This window comes from Candidatus Thalassolituus haligoni (genome assembly GCF_041222825.1).
Lineage (GTDB): Bacteria > Pseudomonadota > Gammaproteobacteria > Pseudomonadales > Oceanobacteraceae > Oceanobacter > Oceanobacter antarcticus.
The window spans coordinates 3,163,425-3,183,044 of sequence record NZ_CP139482.1 but is presented as its reverse complement, the minus strand read 5'-3'; the positions used below and the strand labels follow the sequence as shown (position 1 = coordinate 3,183,044).

Here is a 19,620-nt window from a genome sequence, read left to right as displayed (position 1 = left end):
ATCAGAGCGAATAGCTCAGGTACAGCGTCCATTCCCGGCCGCGTGCCGGGCGACCGCTGAAGTCGCTAAAGGCGTTGTTAAACAGGTTGTGAATCCGTAGACCGGCGTTTGCCGGAGCCATTAATGGCTTGGATGCGTTTGAGTTGGCTGGCCACTGGTAGCGATAGTTGATGTTCCAGAGGCGGCGCTGGTCGCCGGGGACGCTGTTGTAGCGGTCGAGATACAGATCGTCGGCCAGTTCTGCATGGAGGTCGACACTGTGATGCCGGGCTGCCATTGAGGACTGCCAGAGCAGTCCGGCGGTCAGCCGCAAGTGATAGATGCCGGGCAGGTATTTATGATCGAAGCCGACAATATCGCTGCGGGTTTGGCTATGGTAGTGGCTGCCTGCCAGCTGCAGCTGCCAGTAGCCTATGGTTGGTTCGAAACGGGCTGGTTCGACATTTGCTGGTACGGAAGTGGTTGGTGCGGAAGTGGTCGATGTGGCTGTATGGCTGGTGTCTCGGCCCAACTGACTCTGCAGTTGCCACTCCAGCCCGGTCATGCTGGCAGCCGTGGTATTTTCATAACGACCGGCACCGGTTGCCGGGTCGTATACCGGCACGATGGCGTTTTCCAGCTGGCGCTGAAACAGAGTCAAGCTGAACTGCTGTGAGCGCTGCTGCCAGCGTCCGTTCCAGCTGCCAGTCAACGTGGTGGTGCGGCTTTGTTCTGCTTGCAGCTCGTCGTTGCCTCGGGTCAGTCCGCGATTACCAAAACGTTCGTACAGACTGGGGATTCTTAACGCCTGCTTCCAGCTCAGTTGCAATTGGCCGCTGCTGTTATCGCCAATCCAGTATTGTTTGGCGCTGATCAGCCCGGATGGCCAGGATTGCTGCTGGTGGGAGCTGTCGCTGCTGTTATCAGCACTGTCGCTAGTCGAACGATCGACTGTTTTTAACAGGCTGTCTTGCTGGTGATGACTGCCGCTGAGGGTGACTTGACGGGTGCTGGCGCTGTTTTGCCATTGTGCCCGGCCACTCAGTTGCCTATGTCGCAACCAGGAGTACTGGTTGCAGTTGCTGCTGAGGGAATCGCAAGCGCTGGCTTCGCTGTCATTCAGGTAACGGCTTTGATAGTGCTGTTGGCTGATATTGATACTGCTGCCGAGATCCCAGGACTGCCATTGAACCTGACTGCCCAGTCTGGCTTCGCTGTGCTGGTAACGATAACGATTGTTACTGTCGACATAGCCAAACACGGCAGAGGGGTCGTAAAACCCCTGGCGGTCGAGTGAATGCCAGAGTTGCCAGTGTTGCCGAAAGCGTTGTCCCCAATTCCCCGACAATTGCATCCCCAGTTGCTTGCTGTCCAGGCGGGCACTGTTAATAGAAGAATTACGTGAATATTGAGGCAGTTGTTTGTGTTCGTCTTGCCAGTAAAGGCTGGCAAACAGGCCTGTTTGTTGATACTTCAGCGTCAGTCGATCACGGCGATAAGCGGCGTTATTGAGCGCTTGTTGCTGTCCGGACGGTTGACGGGTGTCTTGCGGACTGGTCACCGGGTAGCGGTAGTTGTTATCGCTTTGCTGGTGGTCGAGTAACAGGTCGGCGGTGCGGTTGTTGGGGCGATGATTGTTGGTGCGATGATTGTTGGTGCGATGATTGTTGGTGCGGTTTGATAATGACGAGAATAACAACGGCTGTTGCAGGCTCAGGGTGGCCGTGCCGTAGCTGCCTGCAGCGGCAAATATTTTGGTGGCGTTGGCTTGGTGGCTGCCGCTATGGCGAGTGATGATGTTAATCGTACCACCAATGGCTTCGTCGCCGATCAAGCCGCTGTCGTCGGCATCGCTGCTGCTGGTGAGAATATCGACCCGTTGAATCGCAGCCAGTGGTACGGCATTCAGATCGTACTGACCGTACTGTCCATTGTTCACTGCGATACCGTCCACCAGCAAGCGGGTCTGCTTGGCGTCGGCCCCTTGCATCGATACCAGCACCGGATCTCCCAGGCCGCCCAGCGACTGGATTTGCAGACCGTTGATACGCCCCAAAAATTCACCGAGATTCTGATAGCCAGCCGAGAGTGCCTGTTGGTCATAGAGCTGGTAGCTGGCGTCGTCAGCGGGTTCTGTTTGGCCATAGACGACCAATTCGTCGTCTGCGGTAACGGTGTTTTCGGCGTATCCATGCAGGGAGAAAAACAGCAAAATCAGGGCCAGGCTCAACGGCCACGTCGTGATCCGCCACTGCCAGAGACGGTGGCTGATGCCGCTGCGGACATAGTTACAGCGGACGGCATAGTTACAGCGGACGGCATAGTTGCTGCGGACATAGTTGCAGGAAGGCAAAATCAATGTCATGGGAGTCCTGAATGCCGGGTCTAAATAAGACGGCAAGGGCAGGCAGGAGCAGACAGGGCAATAAACAACTCCGCTGAAAGCGGAAGACACCGTAGTGGTACAGCGGTTACGGATTTGCGCAAATCCCTCCCGCTGCCCTCCGCAACGTCGGTTGATTGGAACAGGCCGGTATCCGGGCTGACGACCTGAGCACCATGTACTCGTCAATAACGCCTTCCCACCCATGCAATCGGTATTGCTCGGCAGTGGCTGGTTTCCTGCTGTGGGCGGAAACCGGTTATTGAGTGGGTCGATCACCGTTGCGGGGGCAGCGCCGGTTTTTGCGTAAACGCATCACCGGTCTTCCCGTTTAACCCGAGGCTGAATGATTCAGCGGGCGGGCACCTGATTCTGAGCGCAGAGTAGCGGCGAGGGTCGCAGGCGTCAAGAAGAGAAACAACGGGCTCCCACGCTTCGTGTGGGAGCCGATCCGGGGGTTCCGCTCTGCGCCGTATTTTGACGCTGGAGCACAGGTGCACAGGCATGAGAGCTCAAGAAGAGAGCAATGGACGGGTTTTACAACGGCAGTTTGATCACAAAACAGGCACCATGGGGATCAGCGGGACGGTAATACATATCGCCCTGATGGTGGGTGGTGACAATAAAGTAAGACACCGACAGCCCGAGGCCGGTGCCAGTGCCGACTTCTTTGGTGGTGAAAAACGGTTCAAAAATGCGACCGATCTGGTCAGCATCGACACCAGAGCCGTTGTCTTCGACAGAGATGCAGAGGAAGTCGCCTTCGCGCCAGGCATTCAAGCGGATGGTCGGTTGCCAGTTCGCTTCGGCAGTAGCCGGTTGCGCCAGCGACTGTTGCGCATTTTTGATCAGATTGACCAGTACCTGCTCAATTTCCCCCGGAATACAGGAAACATCCGGCAAGTGCTTCAGTGAGGCGGTTGATATATCTATATGGTGCAGGCCAAGGTCGTTGCGGGCAACGGTCAGGGCATTGTTAACCAGTTGGCTGACCGGCGTTTTTTCTTTGTGCTCATGGTTGCGGCGGGAGAAATTCAGCATGGTGGCGATAATCGCCGCCGCTCGTTCCCCGGCTTCACGCATGTGCTCCATCAGTTTGAAAACTTCCCGTTCTTCCAGGTACTCCTCCACCGCCCGGAGGTCGAGATTAAGCTTGGTGGCGACCTCGTGGTTGGCTTTTAACCCGGTACCCAGACGGCGTTTGATATTTTGCAGGTTTTGCAGGATGGCACCGAGCGGGTTGTTGATTTCATGGGCCATGCCTGCAGCCATGCCTCCGACGGTGAGCATTTTTTCCGAGTGCACCATCATTTCTTCCAACTGCAGTCGCTGGCGAATGTCATCAATGCGCACAACAGCAACCGCAGCTTGTTGCTGATCCAGCGCATACACCAGTGAGTCGGTGACCAATCCGGCTTCCAGGCTATCGAGAGACAGTCGTCGCTGCAGAATCGGGGTGTCCAGATCATCGCCTGAGGTCAGCCGCTGTCTAGCCCGTGTGAGCAGTGGTGCCAGTTCCGGGATCAGTTCATTTAATAAAAACCCGGCCAGTTCCTGACGACGCTTACCGAGCCAGATTTCGGCCTGGCGATTACACAATAACAACCGGCCTTGCTGATCAAGGGCAAACAGGGCGGATGGCATGGCATTGATAATGGCATCCATCAAGGCTTTGGTTTGTGCCAACTGGCGCTCCATCGCGCTGCGAACGGTAATTTCATGTTCCAGGTCGCTGTTGATACGAGCGCTGTCACGCGCCAGTGTGGTGGCCCGATGGCGAGCACTTTCCGCCTGTTTATGGGCTCGTTCCAGGTCGGCATGGCGTCGATGCAAGTGCCAGTGGAGATCATTGAGACTGTTGACCAAGGGTTGTAAATCCGGATCCTGACACTGGAACGGTGTGGTCGGGTCGTGATTATGTTGTTGCGCGATCTTGATCTGATCGCGCAGATCGGTGTACGGCTGCTGTTGCCAACGTCGAATCAGCACGTACATGGCAAACACCAAGAGTGCGCTCAGGGCTGCGACGATCAGGCTGGTGCTGATGGTATCGGCCAGGTAATAGCCGGGTAGGGAGACACCGTTGAAGATATGAATCTCGAAATCGCCGTTAATGGTGCTGAGCTGTTGCCGATACATGCCATTTTGGAGTAGCTCGTGGCTGGTATAACGGTCGAATGGCACTTGCATCACCAGCTGACTGCTGTCTTGCGTCAGACGAATGGAGTCCACTTGATGATGATGGGCAAAACTGTCGAGCAGTGCCTTGACGGCCATCAGATCCAGCGGTTGCTGTTGTAGCTGAATGGTCAGGGTTTCAATCAGCAGTTGATTAATCTCCGGCACCAGATAGTTGCGTCCGATACGATCTGCTGTGGCCACGTAGGCCGTGGCGGCGAGAAACAGGATCAAAATGACGGTGGTTATCACCGCGGCCATGGCTTTCTGGCGCGCCAGCAGGTTAGAACCGTTTGCCGTGTTCTGTACTGTCATTAATTTGATCCATCAGTGCGCGGGTAAGCGGAAGTTCGATAGCTGCCGTGCTTGCCTGGGTTAAAAGGTAGCCGGAAATATGACGTAACTCGGTGGCTTTGTTGGCCAATACGTCTTGCAAGCTGGATGAACGATTCTGGGCGGTAGACAAGGCAATCTGAATGACACGAGCAAACAAATTTTCTTGCAGGGGCCAACCTTGCTGCAAGAAAAACTGCTCGACTTCGGTTGCCAGAGCTTGCAGCTGCGGGCGGTATAAAGCGTTGCTTGCCAACTCGCCGTTAAGACAACGGTAGTGTGCCGTGAGTGGGTTGATCACCGCATTAATAGCCAGCTTTTCTCGTTGGCGGGTCAATATATCTGTAACGACCTCGGTATGAGGTAAACGACAGTCTGTCGGCAAGGTGCATAGCCTGGCTGGATTCGAACGGTGCTGGCCGACCCAGACATGACCCAAGCCAGCATACATCACCCTGGTTTTGTCGAGGCGGTAGGCACCATCGGTCGAGATTCCGCGCCATAGCTCACAGGGCAGTCCTTGCTTCTTGAGCCAATGTGCCAATTGCTCATGCTGACCCATGCCGTTTTGCAGCAATAAAATACGCTCAACCCGGTGCAACTGACTGGCGTAGGGCAACAGGGCTTCCTGAGTATCACCGGCCTTGGTAGTGACGACCAGCCAGTCAAGACGCTGGTGATTCCATTGCGGTAGCGATAGCGTTAATGCTTCCGGCCATTCCGGGTGTTGATTCAGAATGGCGGGCCCATAGGTCAACGAGCGCCTCAGCGGGCACTTGATGCCTGCTTGAGACGGGGATGAGGTGGAACGGCCAAGGACAAACACACGGTGCTTGCTCCAGTAACTGGCCATCACCGTACCGATGGCCCCCAGGCCCAGAAGACCGATTGATAATGACATGGCGTGATTATAGGCAGCTCAATAGCCGGACACCACACCTGCATCCGATTCGTCACCGCCTGAATTTTATGTAATCCAACGACTGAAGCGGTATGACAGACAAGAAGACAAACAAAAAGACAGATAAGAAGACAAACAAAAAATAGACAAAAAGACAGGCCGACAGGCCAGATAGGCAGAGGGAGACAATGGGAGGAACGAGAGGAACGTTACTCCGCCGGTTTTTGCTTTTCGGTGCTGACAGAGGTATACAGTCCGGCTTTATCACAAGACAGATGCCGTCCTCTATTTGTTGACAGGAGAAACTCGATGCCATCGTTTGATGTCGTTTCCGAAGTGGATAAACACGAAGCCCTGAATGCCGTCGACCAGGCAAACCGCGAGCTGACTACACGTTTTGACTTTAAAGGTGTGGATGCAAGCTTCGAATTGAAAGACTTCGCCGTCACCATGACCGCCAATGAAGAATTCCAGATTGAGCAAATGAAGCCGATGCTGGAAAGCGCGCTGATCAAACGCAAAATCAAGGTCAGCTGTTTGGAGTACGGCGATCTTGCCGGAGCCGGCAAACAGGTCAAGGTGATTGCGACCCTGCGTCAGGGTATCGACAAGGATTTGGCCCGCAAAATGGTCAAGATTGTCAAAGAAAGCAAGCTAAAAGTTCAGGCGTCGATTCAGGGCGAAATGGTTCGGGTGCAAGGCAAGGCGCGGGATGATTTGCAAACCGTGATGACGCTGTATCGCAACGACGACTCCATCACCATGCCGCTGGCGTTCAAGAATTTCAAAGACTGATGACCCACCGCAACGAAGCAGCCCATTCCTCTTGTGATGCTGACACTGCTTCGACGTCTTTGCTCGGCTGGTGGCAGGATGCCTGGCGTATTTATACCCGCAAGCCTGTGTTGGCGATCGCCTTGCTTGGCTTTGGGGCCGGGCTACCGTTTTTATTGGTGTTTTCGACATTAACCGCCTGGTTACGAGATGCGGAAGTTGAACGTACCACCATCGGTTTTTTTGCCTGGATCGGGATGACTTACTCGATCAAGGTTTTCTGGGCGCCGGTGGTGGATCGATTAAGCATACCCCTGTTGGGGCGTTGGCTGGGGCAACGGCGTAGCTGGATTCTGGCCGGACAACTGGGCATCGCCATCGGCTTGCTGTGGATGGGCATGCTCGATCCGCATACCGACTTGTGGTGGATTACGGTATCGGCGTTGCTGGTGGCGTTTGCATCGTCAACCCAGGATGTGGCGCTGGATGCCTATCGGATTGAAGTGGTAGACGACGAGTATCAGGGAGCCATGTCGGCCAGCTATATCTTCGGATATCGGGTTGCACTGCTGTTTTCCGGCGCCGGTGCCTTGTACCTGGCGGACTGGTACAGCTGGAGCTGGTCTTATATCGGCATGGCATCGCTGATGCTGATTGGTCTTGCCGCTACCCTCTGGTCTGACGAACCAAAACACCTGAACGCCGAGCAGCGTGGCCGCGTGGATGCCGAACTGATTGACCGCTTGATCGGGCGGCCTATGTATCTGATGCAGCGCCCGGCATGGCAGCGCTGGTTACTGGGCGCTGTGATATGTCCGCTGCTGGAGTTTTTTCAGCGTAACGGCTGGTTTGCCTTGTTGATTCTGTCGTTTGTCGCGGTATTCCGCCTGAGCGACATCACCATGGGAGTGATGGCCAACCCGTTTTATCTGGATCTCGGCTACAGCAAGTCGGATATCGCCCGCATCGCCAAAATGTTTGGCTTTATCATGACGGTGGTGGGGTCGGGTGTGTGTGGCGTGCTAGTGGTCAAGTGGGGCATGTATCGGCCTTTGTTACTGGGTGCTGTGTTGGTAGCGAGTACTAACTTGCTGTTTGCACTGATGGCCATGACCTGGGACGGCAGTCGTCCACCGTTGAGTTGGCTGGCACTGGTGATCAGCGCAGACAACCTGAGTGGTGGTATTGCCAGTACGGCCTTCATTGCTTACCTCTCCAGTCTCGCCAATAAGAGTTATACCGCCACCCAGTACGCCTTGTTTAGTTCGTTGATGACCTTGCCGGGCAAGTTTATCAGTGGTTTTTCCGGATGGGTGGTGGATGGCTGGGGCTACAGCGACTTCTTTGTGATTGCAGCCTTCCTCGGGCTTCCTGCCATTGTGCTGGTGCTGGTATTAATGAAACAGCAGCCGGAGAAACGTTCGGGCTGAGTCGTACTTGCAGGCGGTTTTGCCGTTCTGTGTCTATAGTTAAGTGCAATCTGTCCAGAACTCACCGTCGTGGGTTCATTTACGATGGGATGTGTCTTAACGAATGTATTTGCTGTGTCTGTTCCGGAATTCATTCCCATATCATTGGCTGCTATTGAGTCGCCGTTTGCTGCTCGGTGGCATCCGGAGTGTGGGCATGGTCGGGGTATTGGCGATGTTTGCTGCTCCAGTATATCTGGTGGCCGATCGGGAAGACTGGGTACCCGATGCTTTGATTCAGCAAGCACGAAATGAATACGGTCGACGTGCCATGTATCGGATGGAGCGTTGGCGCGACATGATGCACGATGCGGCAGATCTCAAGGATGAAAAGGATATTCTTGAAGAAGTGAACGATTTCTTTAACAGCGAAATTCCTTTTCGCGACGACCTCAAGCACTGGCAGCGAATCGACTATTGGGCAACGCCGTATGAGTCGCTGGTCACCGATGGTGGTGATTGTGAAGACTACGTGATTGCCAAATATTACAGTCTGCTACGGTTGGGAGTCAGTAGTAGCAAACTGCGTATCACCTATGTCAAGGCGCTGGACTACAACCAGGCCCATATGGTGCTGACCTATTTTTCCGCGCCGGGTGTTATTCCTGTTGTACTGGACAACCTGACCTCCAGAATCCGGCCAGCGACTGAGCGAAAAGATCTGAAGCCGGTTTACAGCTTTAATGGCGACGGCATGTGGCTGGCCAAAATGAAGGGCGAGGGCGTGCGCCTTGGCAGCTCTAACCAACTTGACCTCTGGACGGATTTGCGTATTCGCATGGCCCGTATCGGTATGGATCTGTAAGGAATTTAACCATGACGCTTCGACAACAGTTTTCCCTTCTCACCAGCGCCCTTGTGATCGTGCTGCTGGCAGGCAGCTTGCTGCTGACGGTCAAGAATGGCAGAGATGGCTTTCAACAACAGCTGAACGCCCGCGCCTACGATGCCGCCACCTCGCTGGCGCTGTCGATGTCTCGTGTCGATGGGCTGGATCCGGTGGAGCTGTCACGTCAGATCGACGCGCTTTTTGATCGAGGTTTTTTTGCCGACATTACCTTTACCGGTGTTGGTGGCAACGAACTCCATCGCCGCGCCCGTCAGGCGCTGTCCGAGTCACCAGCGCCGCAATGGTTTATGAGCGAAGTGACGTTTGACATGCTTCCCGCAGAAGCAGACGTCATGGTTGGTTGGCAGCAGCTGGGCACGGTACGGGTTAGCAGTCACACCGACTTTGCTTATCGGGATATGTGGGACATGGTAAAAGCCGAAGCCATCTGGTTTGCGCTGGTATTACTGGTCAGCCTGGCTTTGTTACACATCCTGCTGGGTTGGTTATTCAAGCCGGTAATGCGGGTTGAACAACAGGCGCTGGCCATTTGTGAGCGCGATTGGCAAATACAGGAAAATATTCCCAGAGCCAGAGAGCTGCGGCGCATGGTGTTGGCGATGAATAAAATGGTCAGCAAATTACATGCACTGTTTACCGAACAGTCAGCCACCACCGAGCGTTTACGGCAGGAGTCATTTCACGATGCCGCCACTGGGTTGCTTAATCGTCGCGGTTTTGATCAGCGGCTGGATCATGTATTACAAGGCACTGATGAGCACAGTGGCGTACTGATGCTGCTGCAAGTCGAACATTTTGCTGAATATAACCAGCGTGAAGGCCGACAGGCCGGAGACGATGTGATCCAGCTGGTGGCGCAATCGCTGCAACAATGGCATCTGGAATATCAGAACAGTGTCTGCGGACGCCATGCCGGTGCCGATTTCGCATTGTATGCGCCTTGTGCCAGCCGAGGCCACGCCGACGAACTGCTTCAAAGCGCCTTTGGTCAGCTGGCAACCACGGCGCTGAATCAGCGAACCGGGCTGAATTTTCACCTTGGAGGGGTATTTTTACAGGGTGATCAGGATGTACTGGGCAGTGCGCTGAGCCGTGCAGATGCCGCCTTGCGACAGGCACAACGTCATTCCCACGCCCGCGCAATTCTCTATCAGGAAGATCGCGCCAGCCAGCCGGAACTGACCGGTGGGCAGTGGTCGGCATTACTCAAATCCGTGTTGCAAAACAACCATCTCAGCTTGCAATTTATGCCAGTGATAAAGGCGCGTGGCGATGCTCGGGAACTGCTGCAACTGGAGGTGTACAGTCGTATTGAGCGGGATGGACAGAGCATGTCTGCAGCCCGGTTCTGGCCGATGGTAGAACAACACCAAATGGCTGCTGCATTTGATATATCGGTTATCCGCAAGGTCATGCTGATGCTGCAGAATGAACCTTTAAGGTCGAATGCCCGGATTTGCATCAATCTTTCACCAGCATCTGTGATTGATAATGCCTTTCATCAGGACCTGGTTCAGCTGATACGCCAATATCCTCAGCAGGCCCATTTTCTGGCGCTGGAAGTACCGGAATATTGTGTTCGTAATGCAGAAGCCGAGCTGGTGCGCTTAGCAGGTATCGTCCGTCCATTTGGTGTTGTACTGGGAATCGATCAGGTTGGTACCGGTACGGTGGCGTTCTCGTACATGAAGCGTCTGCCGCTGGAGTATGTCCGTATTGATGGCAGCCTTAACCGGGGTTTGCATTTGGCTCAGGATCAACGCTTTTTTATTCAGTCGATGATTCAAATCGGCCACAAGCTGGATTTACTGGTGTTGGGTGAAGGGGTTGAAGTTGAAGCCGATGTGGACGAACTCGGACAAAGCGGCATCGATGGCATCAGTGGTTATTATTATTCACGCCCATTTGGCAGCCTTGCCGGGGTAGAACAGTGGCTGGAAGAATCGGATTCCTGAGCAAAAATAACGGTAGTAGCGATTTAAAACGGCGAAAACCGGTTTGGGCGTTTGGGAATAGGTCTTTGATAGAAAGGGTCTTTGACAGGAGACCCCTTGGGGGAATGATGATTTCTGGTGCCTGCACGCAGAGAATACCGATCGAACGCTATAATTCCTTGATAATAAAATCTTTCCCCAGGTACACCCCCGGTTCAATATACATTCTGTTGCCAAGATGTAATTCGCCGTCACTGATATTGTGGCCGTGAATAACCACATCAATACCATCAATCACCTGTTCAGAGCGCTGCTGGAATTGCGCCCGCGACCAGATGGTACGCAGTGCCTCATCGGCATCCAGCTGCTCGATGTCTGCCCAGTCAGAAAACGGGTATTCAGCGTGAATAATGCCGTAGCGAGTGCCCGTCTTTCCTGTCACTTCAATGGCCAGCGGCAGTTGTTCTATCTTGTCGAACCAGCCGGGCCAGTCACTGGGTGAGGTGCTGGCAATCCAGTCACCGCCGTGGCTGAGCCAGGTCATGCGCTGTTCACTCTGTTTGTACTTCATGGCACAGACCATAAGATACTCGTGATTGCCCAGTACCGAATAGAACCAGGGCTGATCCAGCAGTGCCAGCGCCTGAGGTGATTCCGGGCCTCGGTCGATCAGATCTCCAACACAAATAACCCGGTCGTATTCCGGGTTGAACTGTCGCTGCTTGAGCTGATCCATCAGCTTGGAAACATGGCCATGGATATCACCGACAACAAAATCACGTCCTTGCGGATTGGCTTCAAGGCGTAATAGTCTGGCTTGTACTTTCATGATCAGGGTGTCTCTGTTGTTGTCGCGTGTGCTGCGTGTGTAACATGACGCTTGGAGCGCCGGGGAGTGCGGGGGGCGTTGGTATGAACTCGGGGATCGTGTTCAGCCCAGCGGGCAATATTCGCTAATGCCAGTAAAAACATAAACATATAGGCATTGGCAGGTATTTGCAGATTAAAATCTACCGTGGAATGTATCCCGATAGCGATGATGCCCATCGTAGCACCAAATCCCACTCCCTTGAGTAACTCGCTACGCCGCACCCGCATGGCGCGGATGGCACGCCAAAGACAGATCAGTACCACAATCAGCAGTATGACAAACGCCGGGGCACCGAATTCAGCCAAAAACTGAATGTAGTCGTTGTGGGTGTGGTTATAAACATTTACTGCTGTGACATCAGTGGATTTGTACTTCGGGAAAGTGGTTTGAAAGGTGCCAGCACCAATGCCAGCCAGTGGTTGTTGCTGCCACATAACAAAACTGTCGTGTGCGACTTCATCGCGGCTTTCACTATCGACAGATGTTTTTTGTAAACGTTCAGCAACCTTGTCGACACCAAAAAACGTCCCGACGATGGCGATATCAATAATCAGCAGGCTGGCTAACAGAATGGTGGTGGATCTGGATTTATGCCGCATCAGCAGCAAGGCCAATGCACCGGCAATCATCATACTGGCAAAAAACGCTGTGTTACCCATGCGTGAGCGGGTCATCACCAGAGCAATCACCATCATGGCCAGCAACAGCCGCAGGACTACCTTACTGCTTAGTAACATCTGTACGGCCTGGCGTACTCGCTGCCGCAGCGACCCTTTATAAACCGTTGACTGAGCCAGTAAAAAGCCTATTCCCAGCGCCAGTACCATTTCAAGATAACCCGCTATGTGGTTACGATTTACAAAAGTGCCGGTCGTGTTACCAATATAGGCGTGTTTGGCCGCAAAAAAACCATATTCCCAGCCGGTCAGTACCATTAGGGAGCCATAAAAGGCTTGAAAGGCGGCTGCCAATATCACCGTCCAAATCGCCTGTTGGATACGAAAATTGGTGTCTAAGAGCAGCAGCGTCAGCATAAAAAAGCAGACATAACCCAGACCCTTGAATAAATATACCCAGGTATCGTAGTGGTCAGGAGTTACCCACACGGCCTGTGCGCCAACCCATAACTGAATCAGCAGTAAGCTGACCCAGAGCCAGCGGCTGCGTACAAAAGCCGCCGGGAAGGTTGAGAGATCATTGACACGCAAGCGTAGCTCCAGCACTAACAACCCGCACGCCAGGGCGGTGTACAGCGGCCAGGCCCAGTCAGCATAACCACCAATAGGTAGCGGCAAAATAAACAGTAGAAACAGATAAGCGCGCCAGCGAGTCATATACTGCCAGTCCTTCTTGCAGCGGTATTAAAGCAACAAACGAAAAAAAGCCCGGAAAACCGGGCTTTTTAAAACCAACACTAACAATTACACAGTCGGGCTTGTCGCCGGAGGAGTGTTGTTGCTGTTGGTATTTGTGGTGGTAGTCGTTGTAGTCGTGGTAGTACCAGCACCGGTTGCTGTAGTAGAGGCCAATGCGGTACCTGCTGCAACAACAGAAGGAGCAAAACCGGCAGCAGAAGCGGCAGATGCAACAACGGCAGCGGACTGGCCACTGCTCACAACACCGGCAACCACAACCTCAGCCGGGATGTTGGCAGAAGTCGCTGCCTGCATAACAGCAGCAACGGAAACGTTATTGGCAACAGCTGCTTGAGTCACACCAGCAACCGCATCATTCGCGCTGACGCCGGGAATTTGTACAACAGCCGCCATGATGTCGTTCACGCTAACACCCGCTTCAATAGCAGCGGCAGATGCTGCTTCAATAACAGCCACTGGTGACACACCAGAAGCGATAACGGCAGCAATAATATCGCTGGCGCTGTAGCCGGCAGCCGCCAATTCAGCGGCGATGTCTGCATCACAAGCGCCGCCACAATCGGCAGAAGCCTGCAGGTAAGCATCAGCCAAAGACATGGTAGACAAGTAGTCGGTGATAGCAGCGGAAGCAGTCATGCTGCTCAGGCCGATAATGGCACCCAGTAGAATTTTGCGCATGGTCGTAATCCCTGTGAATTAAAAAGTCTGGGCAATTGTACCCTCAGGGTAAGGTGGCTGCAAAGCCTGGTTACCTAAAAGTGGTCAGGTTTTACACAATAAAAGCCATAAGTCGTGATTGTTCGGTGGCTATAAAATCGAGATCGTTGGCTTGTAGGACTAAAAACGCAGCATCCTTGCTGCAGTACCTCGTTACTCGGCACTCGTTTATACAGTTCTTTACACCGTCGGGCTGGTCGCAGGCGGTGTATTGTTGGTATTTGTCCCTGTGTTTGCGCCTCTAGTACTTGTACTCGTGTTGGTACCAGCTCCCGTTGCTGTGGTCGCTGCCAATGCCTGGCCTGCTGTAATAACAGAAGGAGCAAAACCAACACTGGTGGCGGCTGCCAGAACAACGGCCGTGGACTGACCGCTGCTGATAACACCAGCAACTACCACGGCAGCTGGAATACTGGCGGCAATGGCTGCCTGCATAACGGCAGCAACAGAGACATTATGAGACACCGCTGCTCTGGTGACACCGGCAATGGCATCCATCGCGCTGACGCCATCAATTTGTACCACCGCAGCCATAATATCATTGATGCTGAGCCCTGCTTCCAGCGCCGCCGCCGCTGCCGCTTCAATCGCCGCCGCCGGAGATATTCCGGACGCAATGACCGCTGCAATGATATCGCTGGCACTGTAACCCGCAGCTACCAATGCCGCTGCGATGTCTGCATCACAACTGCCACCGCAATCAGCGGATGCTTGCAAATACGCTTCAGACAAGGTCATGGTCGCCAGATAGTCAGTGATGGCGGCAGAAGCCGTCATGCTGCTCAGACCAATAGCGACGCCCAGTAGAATTTTGCGCATGATCGTAAACTCTGTGAAAGGAATGTTAAGGAACCGGATGATAGTAGTCCTGTGCTGGCATCGCTGAATAGCGAAATCGGCAGAAATACCGAAAATTTACACAAATAAAATCCGACGGTTTTCCAGGGCGGTTCTACCAACCTTTATGAGTCGTAAAATTTTAATTTAACCTACTGATTTTATTGAAAATTAATAAGTATTCTGGCTGGCTTTCGCGTTGGAACAAAAAAGTATCATTGGGCTCCGAGAGATCCCCTACGTTGTGCGACAGAGGCCACAACAGTCAATTTGGTCATTTCACCAAGCACTATCCATTTCATCCCATATGACCACCTTACAAATTGGGCAAACCAGCTAAAATATAACTGTGACAGAGTTGGCAGGCATTTTGGTTGTTACAAATTCTTACAGACCATGGAGATTTGTCTTGTGTTCGTGCAGAATGCGCCTTCGTTCAAGCAAAATCATTCCGCGTAAGGGCTGTTTCGCGGAAGATGCCAACGGAATACAGTGAGTGTCGATGCCTGCGTCGGCACCGGGTGAAGTAAAGGGCTTGTTAAAGCCCCGAATTAACGGACTACGATCACTATGGACTTGGGTCTCAGCAACAGTCTGATAGATGCTGTTTTTGTTGCCGGTTTGCTCGCCGTCGTACTGGTGGGCTTGGCGTTGAATCTGGCTTCGGCGGAAAAACTGTTTACCGCGGCACTGATGATGTTGCTGCTTGGTGGCGTACTGGCACCAGCGGATGCATTTGTCGGTTTTTCCAACCCTGGCATCTTTACCATTGCAGCGTTATACGTCGTGGTTGGTGGGTTAAAAGAATCCGGTGCTACCCAGGTGTTGCGGCGTTATATGGTCGGCAGCCCAAAAAATCAGACCTCAGCCAGTCTGCGTGTATTACCTGTCACTACGATTCTGAGCGCAGTGGTCAATAATACCCCAGTCGTTGCGATGTTCACCACGCTGCTGCAAAGCCAAAGCAAGCGCTTTTCCATTCGCCTGTCCAGTATTCTTATTCCCGTCAGTTACGCTTCCATTCTTGGTGGCACCTGCACATTGATCGGTACCAGCACCAATCTGGTGGTCGACGGCATGCTGCAACAAAGCGGATACGCTGGCTTTGGTCTGTTTGAAATTGCCTGGGTAGGGGTTCCGGTTGCTGTTCTGGGGTTGATTTATATTCTGGTTGCAGGACGCTACCTATTGCCAAACAGAGAAAGCTCGGTCGAGCAATTTGACCAGGTACGTGAATATTTGGTTGAAATGGTGATTCAACCCGGCAGCGAGCTGGTACGTAAAAATATTCAAGAGGCAGGCCTACGTAACTTGCCCGGATTGTACTTGGTCGAAATTGAACGGGAAGAACAGATTATTTCTGCGGTACGTCCACGAACTGTACTCGAGGCCGGTGACCGATTGGTGTTTGCCGGTAGTCCGGAATCTGTGCTCGAGCTGCGTAACATTCATGGCCTGGTATTATCCAATGATCAACGCTTTAAACTGAACGGTTCCAGTTCGGATCGACGCCTGTTCGAAGCCGTACTTTCACCCTCCAACCCAATGATTGGCCAGACAATTCGTGAAGCGCGCTTCCGTCATCGTTACAGCGCCGTCGTACTGAGCGTATCGCGCCACGGGCTGCGGTTACGTGGAAAGTTGGGCGATCTTGTCCTGTGTGAAGGTGATACTTTACTGGTAGAAGCCCAGAAAGGTTTTTTAATGCGTCATCGTAATAGCCGGGATTTTCTGCTGGTCAGCAAGCTCGGCACCCCTCCTCTGGCGGATGAGACCAAGGCTTTGCCCGCATTGGCGATATTTGCAGTCATGCTGATCGCCTCTGGAAGTGGAATGACCAGTATCCTTGTCAGCTCGATAGCGGCAGCAGGTGCCATGTTGGCGATGAAATGCATCACGTACGAAGACGCAGGCAAATCGATTGACTATTCAATACTACTGGTAGTCGCCTGTGCTTTCGGGTTAGGAGCCGCCGTTGAAAAAGTGGGGTTGGCCAAAGATATTGCCAGTGGATTACTGGCCGTCGCAGACTCGCCACTCAGTGCACTGATTGCCGTTTACCTGGCCACAGTGCTGCTGACTGAAATGATGACCAACAACGCTGCGGCCATCATTATGCTGCCGATATGTTTAAGTACTGCCGAAGTGTTGGGTGTCAATTACGAACCCTTTGCCATTGCGGTTATGGTCGCGGCTTCCGCCAGTTTTATGACGCCAACCGGTTACCAAACCAACTTGATGGTTATGGGGCCAGGTGGCTATCGTTTTATGGATTACGTTAAGTTCGGGACACCGCTGAGTATTATCGTCGCGGTCACTTCCATCAGTGTTATACCGGTTGTCTGGTCATTTTAGAGATGAGCCGTTTTTACAAGGAGCCAGAGTGAAAAACGAAAATATTGTGTGGCACAATCATGCGGTGGATAAGTCCATTCGCTCTTATATGAAAAAGCAGCGTCCCTGTCTGCTCTGGTTTACTGGCCTGAGCGGATCGGGCAAGTCGACTATCGCGGGTGCGGTTGAAAGTATGCTGGCTGAACGCCTGCAACACACCTACTTGATGGACGGTGATAACGTACGGCACCGTTTGTGTGGCGATTTGGGCTTCAGCGAAGAAGACCGCATCGAGAATATTCGTCGGGTGGGGGAAGTGGCCAATCTGATGGTTGATGCCGGATTAATTGTACTGACGGCGTTTATTTCCCCGTTCAAAAGCAATCGCGAGATGGTTCGCCAAATGCTGTCAGACGGTGAATTCATCGAAGTACATATCGACACACCGATAGAAGTGTGTGAAACCCGTGATCCCAAAGGTCTCTACAAAAAGGCACGAGCAGGGCAAATCAAGGACTTTACCGGTATTGACTCGCCTTACGAAGCACCGGATGCCGCTGAAATTTATATTAAAAACTACGATGTTAGTATTCCAGAAGCCGCGCAACAGGTCATTGACTACCTTGATCAGCACGGTTACCTCAAACCCGTTAAGGAAGGTTCCGATGCAGCCATTGGTTAATCAGGTTAGCGATATTGCCCGCACTGCGGGCGCTGCGATCCTGGAAATTTACAACACCGACTTTGCTCAGTATGAAAAAAGTGATTCCAGCCCGCTCACTGAGGCTGACCTCGCCGCACATCATATTATTTGCGATAGCCTGGCAAAAATCAGTGACTATCCGGTGCTGTCGGAAGAATCTCCAAAAGAAGACATAACCTGGGAAAAACGCCGTCAATGGCAAACCTATTGGCTGGTTGATCCGCTGGATGGCACCAAGGAATTCATCAAGAAAAATGATGAATTTACCGTCAATATCGCCTTGATACAGAATGGCCGCGCCGTACTGGGAGTCGTGTATTGCCCGCCATTGGATCGTATGTATTTTGCGGCCGATGAGATTGGTGCCTACCGCCAGGATGGCGCCGCAGAAGCCGTTAAGCTGAGTGTGGCCAGTGAGCCGCAAGCAGAACAGCCCTGGAATATAGTTGGCTCCCGCAGTCATGGTGCTGAAGCACTGGCTGCATTTTCCCAACAGCTGGGAAAGGTTAACCTGGTATCGATGGGCAGCTCTTTGAAGCTGTGCCTAGTGGCAGAAGGTGTTGCACATCTTTATCCGCGTTTGGCACCTACTTGCGAGTGGGATACGGCAGCAGCGCAAGCCGTTGTTGAACATGCCGGGGGTCAGGTATTAACCCCAAGACTGGAAAAATTACAGTACGGTCAAAAAGAAGACTTACTTAACCCGTATTTTATTGTATGTGCTAAGGCCGGTGAGCGCTGGAGCGCGGTATTCACCCAACTGGCCCAACCTGAACAAGCCTGAGCTAGCGCCAGCCCACATTCGAAGAAGTGACGATTATGACTATCAGCAAAAAACGCCTGACTCACCTCAAACAGCTTGAGGCCGAAAGTATCCATATCATCCGCGAAGTTGCGGCCGAGTTTGATAATCCGGTGATGCTGTATTCCGTTGGTAAAGATTCCGCCGTGATGCTGCATTTGGCCACCAAAGCCTTCTTTCCTGGCAAGCCACCGTTCCCTTTGATGCATGTGGATACCACCTGGAAGTTCAAGGAAATGATCAGCTTCCGCGACACCATGGCGGCCAAGGTTGGCATGGATCTGATTGTTCACGTCAACCAGGACGGCGTAGATCAGGGCATTGGCCCGTTTACCCATGGTTCTTCGGTGCACACCGACGTAATGAAAACCCAGGGGCTGAAGCAGGCGCTGGACAAATACGGCTTTGATGCCGCCTTTGGTGGCGCACGTCGTGACGAAGAAAAGTCACGAGCCAAAGAGCGGGTGTATTCCTTTCGCGACAAAAACCATCGCTGGGATCCGAAAAACCAGCGCCCCGAGTTGTGGAATATCTACAACGGCCGTATCAACAAAGGCGAAAGCATTCGTGTCTTCCCGCTCTCCAACTGGACTGAGTTGGACATCTGGCAATACATCTATCTCGAAAGCATCGAAATTGTACCCTTGTATTACGCCGCCATGCGTCCGGTTGTGGAACGTGATGGCATGCTGATTATGGTCGATGACGAGCGTATGCCGATCCATGACGGCGAAGAAATACAAGAAAAAATGGTACGTTTCCGCACGCTGGGCTGCTACCCACTGACCGGTGCGGTTGAGTCCGAAGCTGCCACCTTGCCAGAAATCATTCAGGAAATGTTGCTGACAACGACATCCGAGCGCCAAGGCCGTGCCATCGACCACGATTCATCCGGCTCGATGGAAAAGAAAAAAATGGAAGGTTACTTCTAAAACGATGAACACCGTTCAGATAAAAGAACCTACTTCCTACTTGTAGGTAAGGCATCGCCTACCAAAACACCACCAGTCGGAAGTGAGTGGTGAGTGATACAAAAGGGAGCGTTGCAAGAGGTGAGTGTTACAAGAGATGAATGTTGCAAGAGATGAATGTTGCAAAGCGCAACGTAGGATGGGCACTTTGCCCATCGCTATAAGAATTTATCTGAATGGTAAAACGCAGGCCTTTTATTCTGACACG

At 52.8% G+C, this 19,620-nt stretch carries 15 protein-coding genes and 1 riboswitch; of the genes, 8 read left to right on the top strand and 7 right to left on the bottom strand.

The features are described 5' to 3' along the window. Position 1: 1 nt before the first annotated feature. The 3 genes from SOJ49_RS14195 to SOJ49_RS14185 all read right to left on the bottom strand — a co-directional run bounded on the left by SOJ49_RS14195 (position 2) and on the right by SOJ49_RS14185 (position 5,774). Complete coding sequence (locus SOJ49_RS14195; RefSeq protein ID WP_369855151.1) at positions 2-2,344, bottom strand: TonB-dependent receptor plug domain-containing protein; 2,343 nt, start codon at positions 2,342-2,344, stop codon at positions 2-4. A 145-nt stretch (positions 2,345-2,489) separates the two neighbouring features. Continuing rightward, positions 2,490-2,747, bottom strand: a riboswitch (cobalamin riboswitch). Positions 2,748-2,899: 152 nt separating this feature from the next. Further along, positions 2,900-4,855: a nitrogen regulation protein NR(II) gene (locus SOJ49_RS14190; RefSeq protein WP_369855150.1), complete on the bottom strand. Its 1,956-nt coding sequence runs from the start codon at positions 4,853-4,855 to the stop codon at positions 2,900-2,902. Then, a complete protein-coding gene (locus SOJ49_RS14185) occupies positions 4,824-5,774 on the bottom strand; it encodes a ketopantoate reductase family protein (RefSeq protein ID WP_369855149.1) in 951 nt (316 codons plus the stop codon). The genes SOJ49_RS14190 and SOJ49_RS14185 overlap by 32 nt, the downstream gene beginning before the upstream one ends. Before the next feature lie 309 nt (positions 5,775-6,083). Between SOJ49_RS14185 and SOJ49_RS14180 the strand changes: the two genes are divergently transcribed. The 4 genes from SOJ49_RS14180 (at position 6,084) to SOJ49_RS14165 (ending at position 10,822) form a co-directional block, all read left to right on the top strand. Continuing rightward, complete coding sequence (locus SOJ49_RS14180) at positions 6,084-6,569, top strand: YajQ family cyclic di-GMP-binding protein (RefSeq protein ID WP_369855148.1); 486 nt, start codon at positions 6,084-6,086, stop codon at positions 6,567-6,569. Beyond that, a complete protein-coding gene (locus SOJ49_RS14175; protein ID WP_369855147.1) occupies positions 6,569-7,978 on the top strand; it encodes an MFS transporter in 1,410 nt (469 codons plus the stop codon). The genes SOJ49_RS14180 and SOJ49_RS14175 overlap by 1 nt, the downstream gene beginning before the upstream one ends. Before the next feature lie 196 nt (positions 7,979-8,174). Next, positions 8,175-8,822 carry a transglutaminase-like cysteine peptidase gene (locus SOJ49_RS14170; RefSeq protein ID WP_369855146.1) on the top strand — a complete coding sequence of 216 codons (648 nt, stop codon included), beginning with the start codon at positions 8,175-8,177 and terminating at the stop codon, positions 8,820-8,822. Between the two features lie 11 nt (positions 8,823-8,833). Continuing rightward, complete coding sequence (locus tag SOJ49_RS14165; protein ID WP_369855145.1) at positions 8,834-10,822, top strand: EAL domain-containing protein; 1,989 nt, start codon at positions 8,834-8,836, stop codon at positions 10,820-10,822. A 148-nt stretch (positions 10,823-10,970) separates the two neighbouring features. Here SOJ49_RS14165 and SOJ49_RS14160 read toward each other — a convergent pair whose 3' ends face one another. From SOJ49_RS14160 to SOJ49_RS14145, 4 genes are all read right to left on the bottom strand, one after another. Continuing rightward, positions 10,971-11,630 carry a metallophosphoesterase gene (locus tag SOJ49_RS14160; protein WP_369855144.1) on the bottom strand — a complete coding sequence of 220 codons (660 nt, stop codon included), beginning with the start codon at positions 11,628-11,630 and terminating at the stop codon, positions 10,971-10,973. Positions 11,631-11,632: 2 nt separating this feature from the next. Beyond that, the gene (locus SOJ49_RS14155; RefSeq protein WP_369855143.1) at positions 11,633-13,006 is read right to left on the bottom strand and encodes an O-antigen ligase family protein; all 1,374 of its coding nucleotides are present in this window, start codon (positions 13,004-13,006) and stop codon (positions 11,633-11,635) included. A gap of 87 nt (positions 13,007-13,093) precedes the next feature. After that, positions 13,094-13,726 carry a hypothetical protein gene (locus SOJ49_RS14150; protein ID WP_369855142.1) on the bottom strand — a complete coding sequence of 211 codons (633 nt, stop codon included), beginning with the start codon at positions 13,724-13,726 and terminating at the stop codon, positions 13,094-13,096. 219 nt (positions 13,727-13,945) lie between these two features. Beyond that, positions 13,946-14,584, bottom strand: coding sequence for a hypothetical protein (locus SOJ49_RS14145; RefSeq protein ID WP_369855141.1), 639 nt, complete (start codon positions 14,582-14,584; stop codon positions 13,946-13,948). Positions 14,585-15,172: 588 nt separating this feature from the next. On the opposite strand from SOJ49_RS14145, the gene SOJ49_RS14140 reads away from it, so the two are divergent. The 4 genes from SOJ49_RS14140 (at position 15,173) to cysD (ending at position 19,373) form a co-directional block, all read left to right on the top strand. Continuing rightward, complete coding sequence (locus SOJ49_RS14140) at positions 15,173-16,957, top strand: SLC13 family permease (protein ID WP_369855140.1); 1,785 nt, start codon at positions 15,173-15,175, stop codon at positions 16,955-16,957. Between the two features lie 88 nt (positions 16,958-17,045). Then, the gene (cysC, locus tag SOJ49_RS14135; protein WP_369858074.1) at positions 17,046-17,618 is read left to right on the top strand and encodes an adenylyl-sulfate kinase; all 573 of its coding nucleotides are present in this window, start codon (positions 17,046-17,048) and stop codon (positions 17,616-17,618) included. Then, positions 17,602-18,423 carry a 3'(2'),5'-bisphosphate nucleotidase CysQ gene (gene cysQ, locus SOJ49_RS14130; protein ID WP_369855139.1) on the top strand — a complete coding sequence of 274 codons (822 nt, stop codon included), beginning with the start codon at positions 17,602-17,604 and terminating at the stop codon, positions 18,421-18,423. The genes cysC and cysQ overlap by 17 nt, the downstream gene beginning before the upstream one ends. Before the next feature lie 35 nt (positions 18,424-18,458). Next, complete coding sequence (cysD, locus tag SOJ49_RS14125; protein ID WP_369855138.1) at positions 18,459-19,373, top strand: sulfate adenylyltransferase subunit CysD; 915 nt, start codon at positions 18,459-18,461, stop codon at positions 19,371-19,373. Positions 19,374-19,620: the final 247 nt, after the last annotated feature.

What these genes read in the sequence shown, in the direction of transcription:
- SOJ49_RS14195 (WP_369855151.1), bottom strand. Translation starts at nt 2,344, where the DNA reads ATGACATTGATTTTGCCTTCCTGCAACTATGTCCGCAGCAACTATGCC.
- SOJ49_RS14190 (WP_369855150.1), bottom strand. Translation starts at nt 4,855, where the DNA reads ATGACAGTACAGAACACGGCAAACGGTTCTAACCTGCTGGCGCGCCAG.
- SOJ49_RS14185 (WP_369855149.1), bottom strand. Translation starts at nt 5,774, where the DNA reads ATGTCATTATCAATCGGTCTTCTGGGCCTGGGGGCCATCGGTACGGTG.
- SOJ49_RS14180 (WP_369855148.1), top strand. Translation starts at nt 6,084, where the DNA reads ATGCCATCGTTTGATGTCGTTTCCGAAGTGGATAAACACGAAGCCCTG.
- SOJ49_RS14175 (WP_369855147.1), top strand. Translation starts at nt 6,569, where the DNA reads ATGACCCACCGCAACGAAGCAGCCCATTCCTCTTGTGATGCTGACACT.
- SOJ49_RS14170 (WP_369855146.1), top strand. Translation starts at nt 8,175, where the DNA reads ATGGTCGGGGTATTGGCGATGTTTGCTGCTCCAGTATATCTGGTGGCC.
- SOJ49_RS14165 (WP_369855145.1), top strand. Translation starts at nt 8,834, where the DNA reads ATGACGCTTCGACAACAGTTTTCCCTTCTCACCAGCGCCCTTGTGATC.
- SOJ49_RS14160 (WP_369855144.1), bottom strand. Translation starts at nt 11,630, where the DNA reads ATGAAAGTACAAGCCAGACTATTACGCCTTGAAGCCAATCCGCAAGGA.
- SOJ49_RS14155 (WP_369855143.1), bottom strand. Translation starts at nt 13,006, where the DNA reads ATGACTCGCTGGCGCGCTTATCTGTTTCTACTGTTTATTTTGCCGCTA.
- SOJ49_RS14150 (WP_369855142.1), bottom strand. Translation starts at nt 13,726, where the DNA reads ATGCGCAAAATTCTACTGGGTGCCATTATCGGCCTGAGCAGCATGACT.
- SOJ49_RS14145 (WP_369855141.1), bottom strand. Translation starts at nt 14,584, where the DNA reads ATGCGCAAAATTCTACTGGGCGTCGCTATTGGTCTGAGCAGCATGACG.
- SOJ49_RS14140 (WP_369855140.1), top strand. Translation starts at nt 15,173, where the DNA reads ATGGACTTGGGTCTCAGCAACAGTCTGATAGATGCTGTTTTTGTTGCC.
- cysC (WP_369858074.1), top strand. Translation starts at nt 17,046, where the DNA reads ATGAAAAAGCAGCGTCCCTGTCTGCTCTGGTTTACTGGCCTGAGCGGA.
- cysQ (WP_369855139.1), top strand. Translation starts at nt 17,602, where the DNA reads ATGCAGCCATTGGTTAATCAGGTTAGCGATATTGCCCGCACTGCGGGC.
- cysD (WP_369855138.1), top strand. Translation starts at nt 18,459, where the DNA reads ATGACTATCAGCAAAAAACGCCTGACTCACCTCAAACAGCTTGAGGCC.